The 20,642-nt window shown below is 41.7% G+C and carries 18 protein-coding genes; 3 read left to right on the top strand and 15 right to left on the bottom strand.

The window, feature by feature from the left end; all coding sequences use genetic code 11:
* Nucleotides 1–70 precede the first annotated feature (70 nt).
* The 10 genes from alaS to ADI76_RS00845 all read right to left on the bottom strand — a co-directional run bounded on the left by alaS (nt 71) and on the right by ADI76_RS00845 (nt 12,318).
* Nucleotides 71–2,689, bottom strand: a complete 2,619-nt coding sequence (gene alaS / locus ADI76_RS00800; protein ID WP_049514023.1) for an alanine--tRNA ligase — start codon at nt 2,687–2,689, stop codon at nt 71–73.
* A 24-nt stretch (nt 2,690–2,713) separates the two neighbouring features.
* Nucleotides 2,714–3,199 carry an LURP-one-related/scramblase family protein gene (locus ADI76_RS00805; RefSeq protein ID WP_049514025.1) on the bottom strand — a complete coding sequence of 162 codons (486 nt, stop codon included), beginning with the start codon at nt 3,197–3,199 and terminating at the stop codon, nt 2,714–2,716.
* 253 nt (nt 3,200–3,452) lie between these two features.
* Nucleotides 3,453–4,397, bottom strand: coding sequence for a peptidylprolyl isomerase PrsA (prsA, locus tag ADI76_RS00810; protein ID WP_049514028.1), 945 nt, complete (start codon nt 4,395–4,397; stop codon nt 3,453–3,455).
* A 72-nt stretch (nt 4,398–4,469) separates the two neighbouring features.
* Nucleotides 4,470–5,189: an O-methyltransferase gene (locus ADI76_RS00815; RefSeq protein WP_049514034.1), complete on the bottom strand. Its 720-nt coding sequence runs from the start codon at nt 5,187–5,189 to the stop codon at nt 4,470–4,472.
* Between the two features lies 1 nt (nt 5,190).
* Nucleotides 5,191–6,993, bottom strand: a complete 1,803-nt coding sequence (pepF, locus tag ADI76_RS00820) for an oligoendopeptidase F (RefSeq protein WP_049514037.1) — start codon at nt 6,991–6,993, stop codon at nt 5,191–5,193.
* 71 nt (nt 6,994–7,064) lie between these two features.
* On the bottom strand, nt 7,065–8,015 hold the full coding sequence (locus tag ADI76_RS00825; protein ID WP_049514039.1) for a competence protein CoiA family protein: 951 nt from the start codon (nt 8,013–8,015) through the stop codon (nt 7,065–7,067).
* A 73-nt stretch (nt 8,016–8,088) separates the two neighbouring features.
* The gene (locus ADI76_RS00830; protein ID WP_049514042.1) at nt 8,089–8,664 is read right to left on the bottom strand and encodes a hypothetical protein; all 576 of its coding nucleotides are present in this window, start codon (nt 8,662–8,664) and stop codon (nt 8,089–8,091) included.
* 167 nt (nt 8,665–8,831) lie between these two features.
* Nucleotides 8,832–10,004, bottom strand: a complete 1,173-nt coding sequence (locus tag ADI76_RS00835; protein ID WP_049514044.1) for an MFS transporter — start codon at nt 10,002–10,004, stop codon at nt 8,832–8,834.
* Between the two features lie 71 nt (nt 10,005–10,075).
* Nucleotides 10,076–11,422, bottom strand: a complete 1,347-nt coding sequence (locus tag ADI76_RS00840) for a DUF1958 domain-containing protein (protein ID WP_049514047.1) — start codon at nt 11,420–11,422, stop codon at nt 10,076–10,078.
* 188 nt (nt 11,423–11,610) lie between these two features.
* Nucleotides 11,611–12,318: a glucosamine-6-phosphate deaminase gene (locus ADI76_RS00845; protein ID WP_049514049.1), complete on the bottom strand. Its 708-nt coding sequence runs from the start codon at nt 12,316–12,318 to the stop codon at nt 11,611–11,613.
* A 125-nt stretch (nt 12,319–12,443) separates the two neighbouring features.
* Here ADI76_RS00845 and ADI76_RS00850 point away from each other — a divergent pair, with 125 nt between their 5' ends.
* Genes ADI76_RS00850 through ADI76_RS00860 form a run of 3 tightly spaced genes read left to right on the top strand, consistent with a single transcriptional unit; the run spans nt 12,444 to nt 14,136 of the window.
* Nucleotides 12,444–12,614: a hypothetical protein gene (locus ADI76_RS00850; RefSeq protein WP_049483678.1), complete on the top strand. Its 171-nt coding sequence runs from the start codon at nt 12,444–12,446 to the stop codon at nt 12,612–12,614.
* Between the two features lie 11 nt (nt 12,615–12,625).
* The gene (gene queA / locus ADI76_RS00855; protein ID WP_049514051.1) at nt 12,626–13,654 is read left to right on the top strand and encodes a tRNA preQ1(34) S-adenosylmethionine ribosyltransferase-isomerase QueA; all 1,029 of its coding nucleotides are present in this window, start codon (nt 12,626–12,628) and stop codon (nt 13,652–13,654) included.
* 11 nt (nt 13,655–13,665) lie between these two features.
* Nucleotides 13,666–14,136, top strand: coding sequence for an arginine repressor (locus ADI76_RS00860; RefSeq protein ID WP_009732532.1), 471 nt, complete (start codon nt 13,666–13,668; stop codon nt 14,134–14,136).
* 29 nt (nt 14,137–14,165) lie between these two features.
* Here the strand turns inward: ADI76_RS00860 and ADI76_RS00865 are convergent, their stop codons facing one another.
* From ADI76_RS00865 to arcA, 5 genes are all read right to left on the bottom strand, one after another.
* Nucleotides 14,166–15,500: a dipeptidase gene (locus tag ADI76_RS00865; protein ID WP_049514054.1), complete on the bottom strand. Its 1,335-nt coding sequence runs from the start codon at nt 15,498–15,500 to the stop codon at nt 14,166–14,168.
* Nucleotides 15,501–15,517: 17 nt separating this feature from the next.
* Complete coding sequence (locus ADI76_RS00870; RefSeq protein WP_049514056.1) at nt 15,518–17,029, bottom strand: YfcC family protein; 1,512 nt, start codon at nt 17,027–17,029, stop codon at nt 15,518–15,520.
* Between the two features lie 124 nt (nt 17,030–17,153).
* Complete coding sequence (gene arcC, locus ADI76_RS00875; protein WP_049514058.1) at nt 17,154–18,098, bottom strand: carbamate kinase; 945 nt, start codon at nt 18,096–18,098, stop codon at nt 17,154–17,156.
* 85 nt (nt 18,099–18,183) lie between these two features.
* The gene (gene argF, locus ADI76_RS00880; RefSeq protein ID WP_049514060.1) at nt 18,184–19,200 is read right to left on the bottom strand and encodes an ornithine carbamoyltransferase; all 1,017 of its coding nucleotides are present in this window, start codon (nt 19,198–19,200) and stop codon (nt 18,184–18,186) included.
* Between the two features lie 95 nt (nt 19,201–19,295).
* Nucleotides 19,296–20,525, bottom strand: a complete 1,230-nt coding sequence (arcA, locus tag ADI76_RS00885; protein WP_049514063.1) for an arginine deiminase — start codon at nt 20,523–20,525, stop codon at nt 19,296–19,298.
* Between the last annotated feature and the right edge of the window lie 117 nt (nt 20,526–20,642).

Below are 20,642 nucleotides of genomic sequence, written 5' to 3' on the forward strand. Positions count from 1 at the left end.
CTGTGCGGAGGTGGGACAACGAAATCGAATTCTAACGAATTACCGATTTCTGTCCCACTCTCTCCTATTATTACAATTTACCTGCTACTGCATCCAACAATTCTTGGATTTTCGCTTGGTTGCTTCCTCCTGCCATGGCCATGTCTGGTTTTCCACCGCCACGTCCATCAACGATTGGAGCCAATTCTTTAATCACATTACCTGCATGTACATCTTTTGTCTTGCTGGCTACAAGGACGTTCACTTTGTCACCGATGGCTGCGACAAGGACAAGCACATCAGAGTAGTCTTTTTGTTTCCAGTTATCCGCGAAGGTACGAAGGGCACCTGCATCTGATACAGAAACTTGGCTTGCGATAAAGCTGTGACCATTTGCTTCTTGAACATGTTTGAAGACATCACCTGCTGCTGCAGCCGCTGCTTTTTCCTTCAATTCTGCATTTTCTTTTTGCAATTGACGGAGTTGCTCTTGAAGTCCTTCCACCTTGTGAGGGACTTCTTTGAGTTGAGGGGCTTTTAAGGTTGCTGCGACTGCTTTCAGAGCATCTTCTTGATCACGATAAGCTTCGAAGGCTTCCTTACCAGTCACTGCCAAGATACGACGAGTTCCTGATCCGATCCCTTCTTCTTTGACAATCTTGAAGAGACCGATTTCAGAAGTATTGCCTACATGGGTACCACCACAGAGTTCCACTGAGTAGTCACCGATGGTGACAACACGGACTTCTTTACCGTATTTCTCACCAAAGAGGGCCATCGCTCCCATTTCTTTAGCAGTATCGATATCTGTTTCAATTGTTTCTACTGCGATTGCTTCCCAGATCTTCTCATTGACTTGTTGCTCAATAGCGCGCAATTCTTCAGGAGTTACAGCTTGGAAGTGGGTAAAGTCAAAGCGAAGGAATTCTACTTCATTGAGAGATCCTGCTTGGGTTGCGTGGTTACCAAGAATATTGTGAAGAGCCGCATGGAGCAAGTGAGTTGCTGTGTGGTTCTTCATAACACGGTGACGACGATTAGTGTCAATGGCCAAGGTGTATTCTTGGTTCAAGGCAAGAGGAGCAAGGACTTCAACAGTATGGAGTGCTTGTCCATTTGGTGCTTTTTGAACGTCTGTCACAGTCGCTACGACATTTCCTGACGCATCCAAGATTTGACCGTGGTCCGCAACTTGTCCACCCATTTCAGCGTAGAATGGAGTTTCTGCAAAGATCAGTGATGCAGTTCCTTCTGAAACAGCTTCTACTTCTGCATTATCCGCTACGATAGCCACCAATTTAGAAGGCAATTGACTAGCATTGTAGTTGAAGACACTTTCTACAGTGATGTTTTGAAGAGTTTCATTTTGCATCCCCATAGATCCGCCTTTAACAGCTGATGCACGCGCACGTTCTTGTTGTTCCTTCATAGCTGCTTCAAAGCCTTCACGGTCGACTGTCATTCCAGCTTCTTCGGCAATTTCTTCTGTCAATTCTACTGGGAATCCGTATGTATCATAGAGTTTGAAGACATCTTGACCAGCGATAACCGTTTGGCCTTTTTCTTTCAAGTCTTCAACGATGGTTTGGGCAAAGTGTTGACCAGAGTTCAAGGTACGAGCAAAAGATTCTTCTTCACTCTTGATGATTTTTTCGATGAACTCTTGTTTTTCAAGTACTTCTGGGTAGTAACTTTCCATGATCTTCCCAACGGTTGGAACCAATTTATACAAGAAGGTTCCTTCGATCCCCAATTTTTGACCATGCATAGAAGCACGACGGAGGAGACGACGAAGAACGTAACCGCGACCTTCATTACCAGGAAGAGCCCCATCTCCAATCGCAAATGAAAGCGAACGGATGTGGTCTGCAATCACCTTGAAGCTCATGTTGTCGCCATCTGGATCATAGGTTTTACCAGACATCTTTTCAACTTCACGGATAATCGGCATGAAGAGGTCTGTTTCAAAGTTGGTCTTCGCCCCTTGGATAACGGCTACCAAACGCTCTAAACCAGCGCCCGTATCAATATTCTTGTGAGGCAATTCCTTGTATTCGCTACGAGGAACAGCAGGGTCTGCGTTAAATTGTGACAAGACAATGTTCCAGATTTCGATGTAACGGTCGTTTTCGATATCTTCTGCAAGCAAGCGAAGACCAATATTTTTAGGGTCAAAAGCTTCACCACGGTCAAAGAAGATTTCAGTATCTGGTCCAGAAGGTCCCGCACCGATTTCCCAGAAGTTGTCTTCGATTGGAATCAAGTGACTTGGATCCACACCAACAGCGATCCAACGGTTGTATGAATCCTTATCATCTGGATAATAGGTCATGTAAAGTTTGTCTTTGGGGAAGTCGAACCATTCAGGACTTGTCAAAAGTTCATAAGCCCAAGTAATGGCTTCATCACGGAAGTAATCCCCGATGGAGAAGTTCCCCAACATTTCAAACATAGTATGGTGACGCGCTGTCTTCCCTACGTTTTCGATATCATTGGTACGAATAGCCTTTTGAGCATTGGTAATCCGTGGATTTTCAGGTTTGATAGTTCCATCAAAGTATTTCTTAAGAGTGGCAACCCCTGAGTTAATCCACAAAAGAGTTGGGTCGTTTACAGGAACCAAGCTAACAGATGGTTCTACTGAGTGGCCTTTGCTTGCCCAGAAATCAAGCCACATTTGGCGGACTTGTGCACTAGATAATTGTTTCATATTTGTCTCCTAATTTTTATAAGATTAGTTGGTGCCTGCTTCTAACATTTCGACATAATCGATAGCGACACACAGTGAGATGACTAAATCAGCGTATTCATCCTCATAAACCGATACTTGATAAGTAGAGGTTAGATGAAAGAGTTCTTTGCTAATCTCAGCGACGATTTGATCCCGATCATCGAACAATTTGAATTCCAGGTCCCAGATATTTCCCTGCACCCGAAGCCCCAAATCTTCGATTTCGTATTTGTCTCTGAAGAGCGTCAGCTTTTTATGGATATAAAAGCGGTCCCCATTCACCAGCTCAACCTCAAATTTTGGAAGAAGGCTGATTGTTTTTTTGGTGATATGGCTAACTTTTTCTCCATTCTTATCATAAATGGTAAAAGTCTTGGGAATCTTAAGAAAGGATCCCTCAACCTGGTATTCGACATTTCCTAACTCATCTTTGATATCGAAGCGTTCGCCACCCAATCGAAATTTTTGTTTCACTTGATAGGTTCTCATCTTTTGATCTCCTTTGAAAAGCTTCAGAGAACGATTCACAAACAAAAGACAAGCCACTAAACGAAGGGCGAAAAACCGCGGTACCACCTTCATTCAATGAACTTGTCATTCTTCATTTTGTATGCAATTGTCTCAGCCGAGTAGCAAAATCATTTCTCTTCCATGGCTCGCACCCCCGCCACTTCTCTGATTCCGAGTAACAATGATTTATTCTCAACTATTTCATTATACAAGTTCCAAAAGGAACCGTCAACTATTTTTTAGATGATGAGCTGCTACCGCTTGTTTCAACACCGATATTTTGCAAATATTGGTTGAATGTTGATTTGAAGGCATCATCCTTGACCTTGATATTGGCATTGGTCATCGCTTTTGCAATAATGCTACGGATGTAGTTAGTATCTTGCTTACGACCGTCAACAATGATCTCTTTCAGACGTTTTTCGTATTTCTTCCAGTCAGAACCTTTTTCTGTCTTCTTGTTCAATTTGACAATATAGTAGCTAGCAGAATAGTTTTGACCTGCTGAAACTGTGATGACATCTGAAATTCCATTTTCATCCAACTTAAAGGCAGCTTCTTTGACTTGAGATGGAATATCTGCTGTTCCTGAATCGAACTTGACTTCGCCACCTTTGTCTTTTGTAGCAGTATCTGTCGAATTGTCTTTGGCGATTTGGGCAAAGTCTGCACCTTCAGCTTTAGCAGCTTCCAACACTTCTTTTGCTTTATCTTCAGAATCCAACTTAATAATTTGTGCTGTTACTTCTGGTGTGTAAGATTCAAAAGCCGCCTTGTAGTCTGACTCTTTGATATCTTTCTTAGCAGCTTGATTAACTGCATATTCCAACAACATATTGCTACGGATTTGTTTCTTCGCTGTTTCTTCCGTCAAACCTTGTTGCGCCAAGTAAGCATCGAATTGGTTCCCCAATTGTTTCTTTTGTTTAGCCAATTCTTTATCGACTTCTTTATCAGAAACTTTTGATCCATATTCTTTTTCAAAGACTTTATTGATGGTCATTTGGAAAAGAACTTGTTGAGCGCCTTGGTTTGTTTTGATTTCATCATAGAAATCAGAAACTGTAATCGTGTCCCCTTTCATGGTCACGATGTCTTTGTTTGTGCCATTGGCACATGCTGCTAGCGTTACGACTGATAGCAAGGTCACAGCACCTGCTACAAGTTTTTTCTTCATGAAAATTATTCTCCGTTCCTTTTTAAACTTCTTCTATTTTACCACAAATTAGAGAGAATACCTTAAATTTACCTAAAAAGAGCTAGGATCTGGCAAGGTTACCGTCTCTGCATTTTTACGAATCATCAAAATACCATCTCCAAGTGGCACCAAACTAGCGGTCAAATCTGGATGATTGAGAGTCACATTAAAGAGATTTTGAAGCCCCCGGTAAATGGTTCGTTGCCCACGACGAACTTCCATAATGTCTTTGGCAACATCTCCCCCTTGGAAAATATCATCCAGTACCACAATTCCTCCAACTTCTAAGAGTTCGAGAATCCGTGGCAAAAAGACAATGTATTTAGACTTGGCTGAGTCCATAAAGACAAAGTCATAGGTCTCTGTTAAATCCTGTAAGACATCTACAGCATCTCCTTCAAGCAAGGTGATTTGCTTTCTCTGATCGTATTTAGCCAGATTTTCCTTGGCAAAACCAATCATTTCTTCATTCCGATCAATAGTGGTAATTTGTGCATTGGGAGCATGTTCAGCCATTAAGAGAGCTGAAAATCCAATTGCTGTCCCAATTTCAAGGATTTTCTTTGGTTGTAAAGCTTGCAAGAGTAGTCTAAAGTATGCTACCGTTTCATGCGGGATAATGGGAATATTTTCCTTGCGGGCGAATGCTTCTAATTCCTTCAAGGCACCAGCTACCGGCTTTTGACGGGTCCGCATAAAGTCAACGATCTCGTCTTTAACGACTGGCCGGCGCATATTGTGGTTGGCATTTTTACTATAAGACTCTACCATTTTATGCGAGTCCTAATTTTTCTACTAGGGTTTCAAATTCATTCAAACGACGTTCAAAGACTGCAAAGGCTGCGTCCAAATAGTCTTCTTTTTCCATATCCACACCTGCTTTGCGGATGACATTGAGTGGATAATCAGAGTTTCCAGCCTTCAAGTAGTCGATATATTTGTCACGATCTTCTTGGGTTCCATGAACGATTTTTTCAGCTAGAGCTGAAGCTGCTGCAAAACCAGTTGAATATTGGAAAACGTAGTAGTTATAGTAGAAGTGAGGAATACGAGCCCATTCATATTGGATTTCAGGGTTGTCTTCTTTTGAAAGACCGTAGTATTTCTCATTGAGTTCTGCATAGAGGTTGTTCAAGAATTCACTAGTCAAAACGGTACCTTCTTGGTCTGCTTTATGGATAGCATGCTCAAATTCGGCAAACTGAGTTTGACGGAAGACGGTTCCACGGAAGCCATCCAAGAAGTGATTCAAAATAGCAAAACGAGTTGCATCGTCTTCTACTTCTTCTAGGAGACGTTCTGTCAAGATATTTTCATTGGTTGTGGATGCAATCTCAGCAAGGAAAATAGAGTAGTCTCCATAGACATACGGCTGGGTTTCACGGGTATAGCTAGAATGCATACTGTGACCAGTTTCATGCACCAAGGTGAAGAGATTATCCAATGTATCTTGCCAGTTCAACAACATAAAGGCATTGGTATCATAAGAACCACCTGAATAGGCACCTGAGCGTTTTCCTTGGTTGACATGCACGTCGATCCACCGTTCGCTAAAGGCACGTTTCACACGAGAAAGATAGTCCTCACCCAAAACAGCCAAGACTTCTTCTGCTTTGGCCAATGATTCTTCATAAGTAAACTTGTAGTCTGTATCGGATAATGGCGTATACATATCGTACATCTTCAAGTCTGAGATTCCTAGAATTTTTGAGCGCAATTGCACATAACGTTGCAAAAGTGGCAAGTGTTTGTTCACAGCTGCTACCAAGCTATCATAAACACTTTCTGGTACAAAGTTATCAGAAAGGGCTGCTTCACGGGCAGATGAGAATTTACGAACTTTGGCATTGAAGTTGTGAACTTTTACATTGGTTTGCAAGGTTTTTGCATAGGTATGTTGGTACTGTTCATAGACCTTGTAGAGACCTTCATAAGCTTCTTTACGAACGGCACGATCTTTTGACTCTACCAAAGAAATATAGTTTCCATGTGTTAATTGAACTTCTTCACCCTTGTCATCATGCACAGTTGGAAAAACAATATCTGCATTGTCCAAAATTTCAAATGTTTCCCCACCAGCAGCAAAGATTTCACCAGCTCCTGCAAGTAATTCTTCCTCTTTTTGGGACAAGACATGTTCTTTTTTCTCTAGCAAACGATCAAAATAATGACCATATTGTTCCAAGGCTGGAACCTCACTCACAAAAGCCTTGTACTGCTCATCCGTAATGGCCATGAACTCAGGCTCATAGAAGGCAAAAGTTTCGCCTAACAAGCTATAAAGAGACATCCCTTTTGATTGGTATTCTTGGTATTTAGCCACTCGTGTATCTTGGTCATTTTTCATATGAGCATAGACATAGACCTTTTCTAAGCGGCGGCTCAATTCCAAATAAGCATTGGTTGTCTCCAAAAGCGTTTGCGCTGAATCCAACAAATGGCCAGCATAGTGGCTAGCTGCTTTAATATCTGAAGCTAAGCTAGCTGCTTCTTCTTCCCAAGCTTGATCTGTCGCAAAAATTGTCGACAAATCCCATTGGTATTTTTCATCAATTTCATTACGTTGTTTTACCATTTCGATTAATCCTCCAATGGTACTATTTTAGCATAAAATGAACATTTCGGGAGGATTTCTATCTTAGAAAGTTAGCTTTTCTGCTGAATATAAAAACGTGGGGGATAAATGATCTGAACGGGTTGGATCCCTTGCGTCTGATAATAGGTCATAAATTGCTGGTAGTAATCTTCTACATCCTCTTCAATTTGAAGCAAGTTCTGTGAAAGGATTGGACGACAAAGAGGATAAAAGTAATCCAGCCCCAGTTCCATTAGATGGTGTCCCTGCAAATAGAGTTCTTCCTGAAGTCTCATCCACTTTGGGTGACGGTAAAAGAGCTGCTGCTGTATATAGGTTAAAAATGTGCGATCCAGCACGACTGCCATTTGCTGCATGGGTTGCGAAAGATAAGGGGTACACAAGACTTCAAGTAAGGACTTTTGACCAAAAGGGAAAATTTCTGTTTGATAATGCAAACGCCCTCTCAAATCTTCATGGATGAGGTAATGCAAACGGAGCTCTTGCTTGGTCAAATCCAATTCCCAAAGATGAAACCCACGATTCTGACTAAAATATAGAAAACCAGCCTGTAGTTTGGTCAGTCTTTCCTTGAGCCATAACTTTTTACCAAGTAACCAATAGACCTGATAACCATGGGATCGATAAGCATCACTTCTCTCCTTCAAACGCTCCAAAGATAAAGAGCTACACTGTACTTCCAAAGCTAACTTCTTATCTACTACTAAGAGATCTGCAATTTGTTGAAAATCTGCTAAATAACTTTCGACTTCTGTTCTAGATTCCTTAGAGGCCCAGTTATAAAGACTAGCTTTTAATTCCAGGTGTTCCAAACTCTCCGCTTCGTGATGGTAGGGACAATGCTGTAACTCTACATGGGCAAAATGAGCCCGTAGCACCGTGCCATTTTTAAGACGCACTGGACTGTGACAAGCTAAGCAATAGAAGGGGCCTTTGCTGACGTCTGGGATCTCCTCCAGACAGTTCCACCGCTTTTGATTCTTATCCATGGCAATAAACATAGCCCCACCTCCTCATCTATATCATTCGAAAAAAAATAAGAAAAAGGCTGGAAATTCCAACCTTTTCTTGCTATTATTCGTCAGAATCTGAATCATCACTGTCGTCATCTGCAACAGGAGATTTACTCAGTTCTTTCTGCATATCTTTCATTTCTTTACGAGTACTTTCCAACTCTTCTCGAGCATCTTTCAAGCTTTCGATCAGAGCTTCACGGTCTTCTTTAGGAACAACAGTGCTATCTGAACCGATGCTTTCCAAGCCTTCATTAAAGATATCTTTTTGGTTTTCCAATCCTTGCTTCAAGGCACTAATCGTTGCATCGTATTGCTCTTTTGCAGAACCCGTCACAGAACCACCTGCTTCTTCAGTAATAGATACAGATTGATCCATTAATTTTGCAAACAACTTTTTGAAGTCTCCAACTGTTTTTGCTTTACTGATTTCAGCATCTGTTAAGAGACTAGAAGATGAGGTATCTTCTGAATCTGTTGAAGTATCCTTACTTTTTGAAGTGTTAGCAGATTTGCTCGTCACTTTAGTAGTTGATTGACTATTTGAAGTTTCCTTCTTTGTTTCTTGCTTATTTGAACAAGCAGCTAGGGAAACAATCGTCAAAAGAGCAGCTGTCGATAAGATCATTTTTTTCATAAAATGGTCTCCTTTATTTTTATTTTACCTCATTCTACCATCGAATACTTTGAATGTCAAATTAATCACTAGTTCTTGATAATAGCAAAAAAATTGGACAGAACACGATGAAATCAGTGTTTCTGTCCAATTCCTCTGTAGCTAGTTGTACAATTCTAGCCAATAAATTATTCTACATTGCCACCAAAAAGGCTGTGAGATCTTCCTTGAGGCATTTTTAAGGCAAAGGTCATTACAAAAACGATTCCTACTACTCCTGCTAAAAAGAGGCTCATAAGTTGATAGCCGCCGTATTCAATAAAGTGTGCAGCCAGTGGTTGTAATAGAATCGTACCTAGGTAGCGCGCCCCCTGTACAATAGCCATAGCAAGAACCAAGTCTTTCCCCTTCACCTGTTGGGCAATAAATCGTAAGGAAACCATAACCAAAACCATGCCTGTCGTATGCTTGGCTATGAGTGTCAGGAGCACTTTTAAGAAGACAGGACTTGGAAGAGCATAGACGGCATATTGAGCGAAAATAATTCCGATTGGAAGTGCTATCAAAACCCGTAAAGGCCAGTGGTCCATGAATCGATCGGAGAAAAAGATCAAAGGAGCTTCTACTACAACTGAGATAGCCACAACTGTAGAGGCAATATGAACCGGTAGACCACTATCCATCAGCAACTCAGGAATATAGGTGTGACCGATATTACCAACCCCTGAAGCCAAGCCAATCAGAATAATAAAGAAGAGATAAGGACCGTTGTGAAGAAGAGGCCAAATAGAAACGGGCTCTGTTTCCTTTTCTATAACTGTCTCTTTTTTCTTCATTCGAACGGCACTTAGACAGAAAATACTTAGGACAATCGTGATTAAAACCGTATAATAGACTGCTTGGGGACTAAACTGATGATAGACCCAGCCAGCTATTTGTACTCCAACTGAGTAGCCAATCGTTCCCCAAACGCGAATCTTCCCAAAAGCGTATGGACTTTGCGTTGCAAAAACTTCCATCATGGGAGCTGTTCCATTCAAACAGACTAGAACGATTCCATAAAAAGCTGTCAGCCAAAAGAGATTGGGAGCCCAAAGAAAACCTAAGACTCCACCTATGATAATGCTCAGACTGAGGGTTGTCATTTTTACGATTCCAAATCGTTCATTGATATACCCAAAGAAGGGTTGGGCTACCATGGATAAGAAAAAGGCAACAGATACCAAGGTCGATACTTGGGTGGCACTATAGTGTTTCCCCATCAAATAGACAGAAATTAAGGTCGTAAAGAGGGAGGTAGACATAAAATAAAAACTATAGAGTAGCATATAAGCTGCATAAGAATTACGGAATTTTTTCATTTACATCCTTTCTAAAAATATCCTAATGGAACAATGACAAAACCCAACCGATAATCAGTTAGGTTTTATTCTTAATCTTTATAATAGCGCTTTTGGGCGTCTCTTTTGCGTCGATCTCGACTTTGTTTTTCAATCGAGAGAATGATGACAAGAATGAGAATCGGAATCAAAATCAGGAAGTGATCTAGCGAAAGCCATTTACTTTGCTTGGCAGTCGCCTTTTTTCCACTTGCTGTTTCTTTGACCAGTTCTGGCTTGGCCCCTTCTTCCACCTTCATATCATCTCGGATTCCTTCAGACAGAGTATAGAGACCATTATCCACTGTCAAATACCCATCTTTTACTGCAAGTGTGGGCTCTTTAGCTCCCTTTTCCACCGTTGCATAAAATGGTTTTTTGAGTGTATAGGTCTTGCCATCAATCTGCTGGACACCAGCATCCAATAATTTCTTATAGCCAAAATCTTTATAGACTTTTTCGATCAAGGCATTCCCAAATGGGTGACGGTAGTATTCCCCATCTTGGTCTGCCCAATCTCCAACCCCCATAATGACAGCAATTAAACGTTGATTGCCCCGTTTGATGGTTGCAATATAGTTGAAGGCTCCACGAGGGCTTGATCCCGTTTTCAAACCATCCACACCTTTTAAGGCATACTTGGCTCCTGGCAATGAATAATTATAGGTATCAAAGGTTTCCTCATACGGAGTTCCTTTTTTGACCGTGACTTGTGCTTGATTGGTATAGCTTAAGATATCCGGGTATTGATTGATAAAATGATAGACCAAAATTCCCAAATCACGCGCGGTTGTCTGGTTAGCCGCATCATTTGGATAATTGTTGACCTGATAGTAGCCTTGCAAGGTTGAGATGGCAGCCCCGCTTGGGTTATTCCAGACCGTATTGGTCATCCCCAATTCCTTAGCCTTGGCATTCATGCGCTCGATAAAGGCGTCTGGATCATTGTTGGACATAAGATTGGCCAACATGAGGGTCGACACATTTGAGGATGGAACCACGGTCATGGTAATCAACTCAGGAATGGTATAGTCTACTCCAGCAACAATATTATTATTTGAGATTTCATAGATCTTACCGATCGCTTGATCTGAAGCGGTCGCCTTGATCACTGTATCTTTACTGATCTTGCCATTTGCCATATCTTCAAACAAGAGATAGAGCGTCATGAGTTTACTCATGCTGGCCGGATCTCTGACTTCATCGATATTGTCTTTCCAAAGAACATTTCCCGTATTGCCGTCAATAATGAGCGAAGAGTGTGGACGGTTTATGGCTTGGACATTGTCATTTGGATACATCTTTTGCGCCATATCCACCAACTCATCCGCACTAGCTAGAATTGGCTGGCATAAGAGACTCAGAAGGAGGCAAATAGACATCAAATATTTTTTTATCATAAACTTTTCCTTTATAACAGACTAATCAACTGGAGGTTGAAATAAGCTTCTAACCTTTATGCTCTTTCTTCTTGTCTCCCAGTAAATGAAAAGAGCCAATCCCAGCAGATGATTACTTGTATTGTACCATACTTTGAAGCAGAAAAAAACCTATCTGGCCCGAATAAATCGGCGATAGGTCCTGTTTATTAACGACTTAACAAGCTCAAAGCTTCCTTATCCGCTATAATGGTCACATCTGGATGGCCTTGAAGGGCACTAGCGGGCACTTTTTCTGTCCTTTCACCCTCTACAGTTCCTTTAATCGCTTGGGCTTTTGATTCCCCATATGCAAACAAGACGATCGATTTTGCAGCTAAGATATTGGCAATCCCCATCGAGATGGCTTGGGTTGGTACATCTTCGATCTTATCAAAGAAACGAGAATTGGCTTCAATCGTAGAGGCATCCAACTGAACTAAGTGGGTCTGGCTATCAAAGGATGTTCCTGGCTCATTAAAACCGATATGCCCATTTCGTCCGATTCCCAATATTTGAAGGTCCACTGGATGGTCTTCGAGTATTTTGTTATAACGGATCACTTCTTGATCGGCAGATTCTTCTACACCCGATGGGAGATGGCTTTCTTGGAATGGTTTGGCATCAAAGAGATGTTTTTCCATGAAATACCGATAGGATTGAGGATCATCTCCCGTCAACCCTACGTATTCATCTAAGTTCACACTGATTAGATTAGAAAGATCCAAATCACTTTCACGAATCTGTTTATAAAACTCAAGGGGACTGCTTCCTGTCGCAAGACCTAAGGTTTGCGCACCTTCCTGTAATTTTTCTTTCAATATATCAAAGGCAACTTTTCCACCCTCAATTTGGTCCTTTACTTCAATAATTTTCATTGGATAGACCTCCTATTTCTCTATGCTTTTATTATATGGTATAGACCAATTTTTGTCAAGTGAAACCGCTATCTTTTCCTAGCATTTTTTTCAATTTCATATCAATTCGTGATATAATGAAAGGTATGATTGTATCACTATTATTCATCATTTTTTTGATCGGACTCCTTGTCTTTCTCTTATCTTTCTTGATTCACCAAAGAAAGATTCTCAAGGTCCTGATCTTTTTGATGGGAACTGTCCTGATGCTTTTAGCTATCGGGACAACCATCTATCTACTCACAAATTTATTATAAAAGGAGCGCAAATGAATACCAACGACTTTGACTTTGATTTGCCTGAAGAACTGATTGCCCAAACCCCTCTTGAAAAACGAGATGCCTCTAAACTCTTGATCCTGGATCGAAAAACAGGGCAATTCCAAGATCGTCATTTTGATGCAATTTTGGATGAATTGGAGCCAGGAGATGCTCTTGTCATGAACAATACGCGCGTACTGCCTGCCCGTCTTCACGGCGTCAAGCCAGAAACAGGTGGTCACGTCGAATTCCTTCTCCTCAAAAATACCCAAGATGACTGTTGGGAAGTCTTAGCAAAGCCTGCTAAACGATTAAAAGTAGGGGCTTCAGTGAGCTTCGGAGATGGTCGATTGACTGCCACTGTCGAGGAAGAATTGGAACACGGAGGCCGTATCGTCCGCTTCCACTATCAAGGCATCTTTTTAGAAGTCTTGGAAAGTCTTGGCGAAATGCCACTCCCTCCCTATATTCACGAAAAGCTTGCTGACCGCGAACGCTACCAAACCGTTTATGCTAAAGAAAACGGTTCTGCTGCAGCCCCAACAGCAGGTCTACATTTCACCCAAGAATTGCTTCAAAAGATTGAAGCAAAGGGTGTTCATCTTGTTTACCTGACCCTTCATGTAGGGCTTGGTACCTTCCGTCCAGTATCAGTGGACAATCTCGAAGACCATGAGATGCACTCTGAATTTTACCAACTTTCAGAAGAGGCAGCTACGACCCTTCGTCAAGTAAAAGCTGCAGGGAAACGCATCGTAGCTGTTGGAACAACTTCTATCCGGACGCTTGAAACGATCGGAAATAAATTTGCAGGTGATATCCAAGCCGATTCTGGCTGGACCAATATTTTCATTAAACCGGGTTATGAATGGAAAGTAGTCGATGCCTTTTCGACCAACTTCCACCTTCCAAAATCAACTTTAGTCATGTTGGTTTCTGCCTTTGCTGGCCGTGAATTAACCTTAGAAGCATATCATCATGCTATTCAGGAACGGTACCGCTTCTTCAGCTTTGGGGACGCTATGTTCATCAAGTAAAGGAGTCTCTCATGAATAAAATTGAAAGCCGCCACCGCTTGATCCGCTCTATTATTTCTGAGCGTAGGATTCATACCCAACAAGAACTCCAAGAAGCCCTTGAAGCCAATGGGGTTCTCGTTACCCAATCCACCCTTTCACGGGATGTTAAATCCTTGAATCTAGTGAAAATTAACGAGGGGGATAGTTCCTACTATGCCATGAACACCATCGCTCCTTCCCGTTGGGAAAAGCGCCTGCGGATGTATATGGAAGATGCCTTAGTCATGTTGCGGCCCGTTCAAAACCAGGTCGTTGTAAAAACTCTTCCAGGGCTTGCCCAATCCTTTGGAGCTATCTTAGATGCACTGGAACTGGATCAAATTGTAGCTACTATCTGTGGGGACGATGTCTGCTTGGTCATCTGTGAAGACAACCAAGGAGCTTTGGATTGCTTTGAAAAATTAAAAGAATTCACCCCACCCTTCTTCTTTAGCAAATAAAAAGTTTGGAAACTTAGTTTCCAAACTTTTTATTTTGTCGCTAGGCGCTGAATGGCTTCTCGATAGATTTCCATCGCAGCGTAGAGATCGTCAATTTTTGCTCGTTCATTGGCCTGGTGCTCGGTCTGTTCTGCACCTGGGAAAAGAGCGCCGAAAGCTACACAGTTTTCCATAGTTCGCGCAAATGTCGCACCACCTGAAGACATGGCTGGTGTCCTATCCCCGGTTTCTTCCTGGTAGACGGCCATCAAAGAGCTGACTAAAGGACTATCTAGCGGTACATATAAAGGAGCCAAATAGTCAAATTCTTCATACTCCAACTGATAGCTAGCCGCAATTTCTTGCAGACGAGCTACTAAATTCTCCTTATCTGCTAGGACTGGAATTCGAATATCAATTCCGATTTCCGATTGCTCTTGATCGATCACAAGGGTCGCAAGATTGAAGGAAAGATCCCCACTTGGTTCATCTGAAATAGGGCCAAATAGCGCTTCTCCCGTTGCATCCTCACCAACTGCATCTGCGATAAAAAGCAAAGCTGGATGGGGTTGGATGAGGGATAAACTTTCCGCTAAACCGACAATAGCATTCACTCCTTCAGCTGCATCTTTAGAGTGCTTGGAAACACCCAAAACCGTTACAGAATCTTCTGTTTGGCTATACCGAACCCCACTTTGATCCAAAACAGGAAGCAACTCTTCCAAACGATGACCAGCATAGGTCGCCTTGTCTGGAACAACATTGAGGGCCTGACCAGCCTGTAAGGGAAGATCATCCCAACCTGGACCATGCAATTTCACTTGTAATAAGCCTTTTTCAGCATAGGTTAATGGGAAAGAGGAATCCGGTGCAAATCCAAGATCTACTTGTTCCTCGATTTGGTTGTAGCGGTTCATACAGCGCCACAAGGTTTCTTCATCCGTCCCAAAGATAAAGCGGATTCGTTTGGTAAACTGGAGGCCATCATCCAGCAAACTCTTGACTGCATAGAGGGCAGCAAGAGACGGTCCCTTATCATCCTGCACACCACGACCTACTAGATAGTCACCGACAATAGTCGCTTCAAAAGGTGGCGTTTGCCAATCTTTTAGATCACCGGCTGGAACAACATCCAAGTGACAAAGAACGGCCAGGAGTTCTTCCCCCTGACCGATCTCTGCATATCCATAGTATCCTTCAGGATCTATATATGTTTGAAAACCTAATTCTCGAGCAAGCTCTAAGGTTTTTTCTAGGACATCTTGGATAGCTTGTCCAAACGGTGTTCCATTTTCCCCTTCATTTAACACAGAAGGGTAAGAAATGATGGTTTGAAGAGAGTTTAAAAACTGCTCTTTCACATCGTCCTTAATTCTTTTTTTCATGAAACACCTACTTTATTCTATTGCAAGAATGGAACAACAGTTCCGAGTAGAAGAAGGGCAATAGTAATCACAACAATAGCTACGACCAATTTACCCATGAATTTCCACCATGCACTCAAGTCAACACGTCCAAGAGCAAGAGCTCCCATTACGATACCTGAAGTTGGTGCGATCAAGTTCAAGACACCAGATGCAGATTGGTAAGCTGTGACAATCAAGCTACCTGGTACATTGACGAATTTACCAAGAGGTGCCATGATACCCATTGTTGCGCTGGCAAGACCAGATGATGATGGGATCAAGAATGACATTGGCAAGTAGAAAATGTAAGTCAAGACAATGAACAATTGAGATGAAAGACCTTTCAGTCCTTCTTCACCCCAGTGAAGAATTGTTGCAGTGATCATACCGTCGTTCATGATGACTTGGATACCACGTGCTACTGCTACGATAAGAGCAACACTCAAGAGGTCAGCTGCACCATTCATGAAGGATGAAATAATCTTATCTTCTTTCAAGCCATAAATGATACCAACAAGGATTCCCATGAAGGCAAAGAGCATAGCTGTTTGAGGGAAGTACCATGTACCAAGAGCATCTGTGTTACCGATCAATTGACCAAGGTAAGGAACTTTATGGAGAGATTCGTTGAAGCTGTCAAAGAATGTAATACCCAAATCTTTGAATGGGATAAATCCAGCAACCATGATGACGAATGTTGAAATGAAGACGAGCAAGACACGTTTTTGTTTCTTGTTCATTTGTGAAGGAATTTCTTCACCACTATCAACGTTGAAGTGTTTCAAATCTTCTTCACGAGTTGCATAGGTGAGAGATTTGGTTGGGTCTTTTTGAACCTTATCTGCATAACGGTATACATAGTAGGTGCTAAGTCCTGTCAATACGATCCAGAAGATAACACGGAGCAAGAGACCTGAAGCACTTGAGATACCTGCAGTATCAGAAGCGATAACTGTCGCAAATGGGTTCAATGTCGACGCCAAACATCCGATTTGTGATCCTAAGAGGATAATAGCCACCCCTGTCAAGCTGTCAAAACCAACAGACATCATAACAGGAACAAGAAGTGGATAGAAGGCCATAGTTTCTTCACCCATACCATAAGTTGTACCACCAAGGGCAAACAATGGCATCAAGATCAAGATCAACATTTTTTCGCGGCCTTTGTATTTACGAACGATAGAAGCAATCCCTACATCAAGGGTACCTGTTTCGTTCACAACTCCAAGGAAACCACCGACCATCAAGATGAAGAAGGCTACGTCAATCGCTGCACTGGTTGGTGCTTTACCAAGCATCGCATTGATTGGAGCCATCAGGACATCCCAAATCCCTTGAGGGTTTTGTTTCACAGATTCATAACTACCTGCGATGATGGCACCAGCTTTATCAACTTTGTATTGACCAGCTGGAATGATCCAAGTTAACACTGCCATAATGGCAATGATGATCAACAATACGGAAAAAGATGAAGGCATCTTAAATCCTTTTTTCGTTTTTTCACTCATTTGTCTTCCTCCTAACGCAACAAAGTGTGAGTGATGTTTTACAAGAGTCTCTTGTAAAACGCTTACCTATAGACTTATTCTATCACAATAAGCTTTAAAATACTAGTTTTTTCCTAATTTTTCATTAGTCTTTTTGGATGATTGTTCCACTTTCAGACTCAATCAAAGCTCCAAGGTTTTCAAGTGATGTGATGACTGCTTTTCCTTCTGGACGACCATTTACAAAGGCGATCGCAGCTTCTACTTTAGGAAGCATGCTTCCTGGTGCAAATTGGTCTTGTTTGATGTACTCTTCCAATTGAGCCACATTCACATGTTCCAATTTCGCTTGGTCTGGTTTGTTGTAGTTCACAAAGACATAATCGACACCAGTCAAGACGATGAAGAGGTCTGCTTCTACTAATTCAGCCAAACGTTGAGATGCGAAGTCTTTATCGATTACCGCTTCAACACCAGATAGGCTACCATCTGCTTCTTTCACAACAGGGATGCCACCACCACCGGCAGCTACAACGACTTGACCGTCGTTCAACAAAGTACGAATGGTATTGATTTCTTTGATATCCACTGGTTTTGGTGAAGCCACAACTTTACGCCAGCCACGACCAGCATCTTCTTTGAAAGTTGCCCCTGATTTTTCAGCTTCTGCTTTTGCTTCTTCTTCTGAGTAGAATGGGCCGATTGGTTTGCTCAAGTTAACGAAAGCTGGGTCGTTCTTATCCACAACGACTTGAGTGACAACAGAAGCCACATCTTTTTCAATTCCTTCTTCAAGAAGAGCATTTTGAAGAGCATTTTGAAGCCAGTAACCAATGCTTCCTTCGGTCATAGCAACTAATGAATCAAGTGGGAAAGCTGGGTTCTTTTCAGAATCTGCAGCCAAGTGTTGGAGCAAGAGGTTTCCTACTTGAGGGCCATTCCCGTGAGTGATGATCAACTCATCCCCATTTTTGATTAATTTAACTAAGTGTTTAGCTGTTTCTACAAGTGCTTCTTGTTGAGCTTTTGCAGAAGGATCAGATGAGAGAATAGCATTTCCTCCCAAAGCAACGACGATTTTTCTTGACATTGAATTTCCCTTTCTATAAAAAATAGGGGCAGGACTAAAGCTAGCAGTCCAGCCCCTATAGCTGTTGGTATACGGTTATAAAGTCTTAAACTTTTGGAATGTACATGTTACCAAGAGTAGCTGCCATAACCGCTTTGATGGTGTGCATACGGTTTTCAGCTTGGTCAAAGTGACGAGCATATTTGCTACGGAACACTTCGTCAGTAACTTCCATTTCTTCTACGCCGAATTTTTCAGCAACATCTTTACCATAAACAGTGTTTGTGTCATGGAAAGCTGGCAAGCAGTGCAAGAAGATCAAATCTTCATTGTCAGCTTTCTTAACCAAATCCATGTTTACTTGGTAAGGTTTCAAAAGGGCAACGCGTTCTGCAAATTTGTCTTCTTCACCCATAGATACCCAAACGTCAGTGTAAAGTACATCTGCACCTTTCACAGCTTCGTCAGCATCTTCAGTGATCAAAATATGAGCACCACTTTCTTTTGCGAATCCTTCTGCCAATTCAACAATTTCTTGTTCTGGGAAGAGTTCTTTTGGTGAGAAGATGTGTACGTTCACACCAAGGATAGCACCTGTTACAAGAAGGCTGTTTGCAACGTTGTTACGTCCGTCACCACAGTATACAAGTGTCAAACCTTCCAAACGTCCAAAGTTTTCTTGAACAGTCAAGTAGTCAGCAAGCATTTGAGTTGGGTGCCATTCGTCAGTCAAACCATTCCATACTGGAACACCTGAGAATTCAGCCAATTCTTCAACCATGCGTTGGCTAAATCCACGGAATTCAATACCATCAAACATACGTCCAAGAACTTTAGCAGTATCTTCTGTAGATTCTTTTTTACCAAGTTGGATGTCGTTTGCACCAAGGTATTCTGGGTGAGCACCAAGGTCGATAGCTGCTGTTGTGAAGGCAGCACGAGTACGAGTTGAAGTTTTTTCAAACAAAAGCGCAATGTTTTTACCAGCTAGGTAGTGGTGTTGGATGTTGCGTTTTTTAAGGTCTTTCAAGTGAGCTGAAAGTCCGATAAGGTATTCTAACTCTGCACGTGTAAAGTCTTTTTCTGCTAAAAAGCTACGTCCTTGGAATACTGAAGTTGTCATTAATTATCTCCTTTAATTATGCATGATAAGATCCTGTCAATCAGTTTAGAGGGCTCAGTTTAGACACTGAGCCCATCTAACCTGTAGAAGGATGATTAGATTTCTTCACGTTCGAATGGCATTGACATACAACGAGGTCCACCACGACCGCGAACCAATTCACTTCCGCGGATCTTGATCAAACGAAGTCCGTATTCTTCTAATTTCTTGTTGGTAACAGTGTTACGGTCGTATACTACTACCACACCTGGTGCGATTGTAAGAGTATTTGATCCGTCGTTCCATTGTTCACGCGCAGCAGCAACGACGTTGCCATCTCCACATGGAATCAATGTAACTTTTTCAACACCAAGGTTTTCAGCAAGCAATTCAGCCAAATCACCTTTTTCTTCAACGATCTTTAATTGTTCGTTTTCATAAGTTACAGAGAAGACGCGAAGGTTACCTTGGATTTCTGGGTGGATTGTGAATTTATCGTAGTCCACCATTGTGAATACTGTATCCAAGTGCATGAATTTACGGTTGTTAGCAAATTCGAAGGCCAATACTTTCTTGAAGCCAACGTTCTTCTTGAAGATGTTTACCAACAATTTTTCGATTGATGCAGCATCAGTACGTTGTGAGATACCAACTGCCAATACATCTTTAGAAAGTACCAACTCATCTCCACCTTCGATACGAGTATCTTCTTCGCGGTTGTAGACAAGTTCAACTTTTCCACCGTAAACTGGGTGGTATTTGAAGATGTATTTACCATACAAAGTTTCACGGTTACGTGTATCTGCGTACATGTGGTTCAATGATACTGCATTACCAATTGTCGCAAATGGGTCACGTGTGAAGTACAAGTTTGGCATTGGGTCGATTGCAAATGGATAGTCAGATTCAACAAGGTCTGTTAATCCTTTTGCTTCTTCAGGAATTTCTGGAAGTTCAGCTTTTTGAACCCCTGCCATTGTTTTTTCAACCAATTCTTGGTTGTCTTCAATACTGTGAAGCAATTCACGGATCGCAATTTTTGTTTGGCGTCCACGAATGTTCGCTTCTTCAAGGTATTCTTCGATGAACTGATCGCGAATTTCTGGAGAAGTCAATGACTCAGCAGCTAACTGTTCAAGATAAAGTACTTCGATACCTTCGTTACGAAGTGCTTCAGCAAATGCGTCGTGTTCTTTTTGAGCGTCTTCCAAGAAAGGAATATCATCAAAAAGAAGACGTTCAAGATAGTCAGGCATCAAGTTTTCCAACTCTTTACCTGGACGGTGCAAACAAACTTTTTTCAGTTTTCCAATTTCTGAGAAAACATGAATTGGGTGTGTAGACATCTATAGTCCTCCTTTTTCTTCGAGCTTGTTCAAAAGCTTTATTACAATTGTTATTATATTCTTTTTTGTTACCGCTTTCATGAAGGATTCTACTTTTTTAATGCAAAGAATTTGGCA

Source organism: Streptococcus parasanguinis (assembly GCF_001074805.1).
Taxonomy (GTDB): Bacteria; Bacillota; Bacilli; order Lactobacillales; family Streptococcaceae; genus Streptococcus; species Streptococcus parasanguinis_A.

Excerpts from the sequence above, each read along its gene's own strand:
- alaS (WP_049514023.1), bottom strand. The coding sequence starts at position 2,689 with ATGAAACAATTATCTAGTGCACAAGTCCGCCAAATGTGGCTTGATTTC.
- ADI76_RS00805 (WP_049514025.1), bottom strand. The coding sequence starts at position 3,199 with ATGAGAACCTATCAAGTGAAACAAAAATTTCGATTGGGTGGCGAACGC.
- prsA (WP_049514028.1), bottom strand. The coding sequence starts at position 4,397 with ATGAAGAAAAAACTTGTAGCAGGTGCTGTGACCTTGCTATCAGTCGTA.
- ADI76_RS00815 (WP_049514034.1), bottom strand. The coding sequence starts at position 5,189 with ATGGTAGAGTCTTATAGTAAAAATGCCAACCACAATATGCGCCGGCCA.
- pepF (WP_049514037.1), bottom strand. The coding sequence starts at position 6,993 with ATGGTAAAACAACGTAATGAAATTGATGAAAAATACCAATGGGATTTG.
- ADI76_RS00825 (WP_049514039.1), bottom strand. The coding sequence starts at position 8,015 with ATGTTTATTGCCATGGATAAGAATCAAAAGCGGTGGAACTGTCTGGAG.
- ADI76_RS00830 (WP_049514042.1), bottom strand. The coding sequence starts at position 8,664 with ATGAAAAAAATGATCTTATCGACAGCTGCTCTTTTGACGATTGTTTCC.
- ADI76_RS00835 (WP_049514044.1), bottom strand. The coding sequence starts at position 10,004 with ATGAAAAAATTCCGTAATTCTTATGCAGCTTATATGCTACTCTATAGT.
- ADI76_RS00840 (WP_049514047.1), bottom strand. The coding sequence starts at position 11,422 with ATGATAAAAAAATATTTGATGTCTATTTGCCTCCTTCTGAGTCTCTTA.
- ADI76_RS00845 (WP_049514049.1), bottom strand. The coding sequence starts at position 12,318 with ATGAAAATTATTGAAGTAAAGGACCAAATTGAGGGTGGAAAAGTTGCC.
- ADI76_RS00850 (WP_049483678.1), top strand. The coding sequence starts at position 12,444 with ATGATTGTATCACTATTATTCATCATTTTTTTGATCGGACTCCTTGTC.
- queA (WP_049514051.1), top strand. The coding sequence starts at position 12,626 with ATGAATACCAACGACTTTGACTTTGATTTGCCTGAAGAACTGATTGCC.
- ADI76_RS00860 (WP_009732532.1), top strand. The coding sequence starts at position 13,666 with ATGAATAAAATTGAAAGCCGCCACCGCTTGATCCGCTCTATTATTTCT.
- ADI76_RS00865 (WP_049514054.1), bottom strand. The coding sequence starts at position 15,500 with ATGAAAAAAAGAATTAAGGACGATGTGAAAGAGCAGTTTTTAAACTCT.
- ADI76_RS00870 (WP_049514056.1), bottom strand. The coding sequence starts at position 17,029 with ATGAGTGAAAAAACGAAAAAAGGATTTAAGATGCCTTCATCTTTTTCC.
- arcC (WP_049514058.1), bottom strand. The coding sequence starts at position 18,098 with ATGTCAAGAAAAATCGTCGTTGCTTTGGGAGGAAATGCTATTCTCTCA.
- argF (WP_049514060.1), bottom strand. The coding sequence starts at position 19,200 with ATGACAACTTCAGTATTCCAAGGACGTAGCTTTTTAGCAGAAAAAGAC.
- arcA (WP_049514063.1), bottom strand. The coding sequence starts at position 20,525 with ATGTCTACACACCCAATTCATGTTTTCTCAGAAATTGGAAAACTGAAA.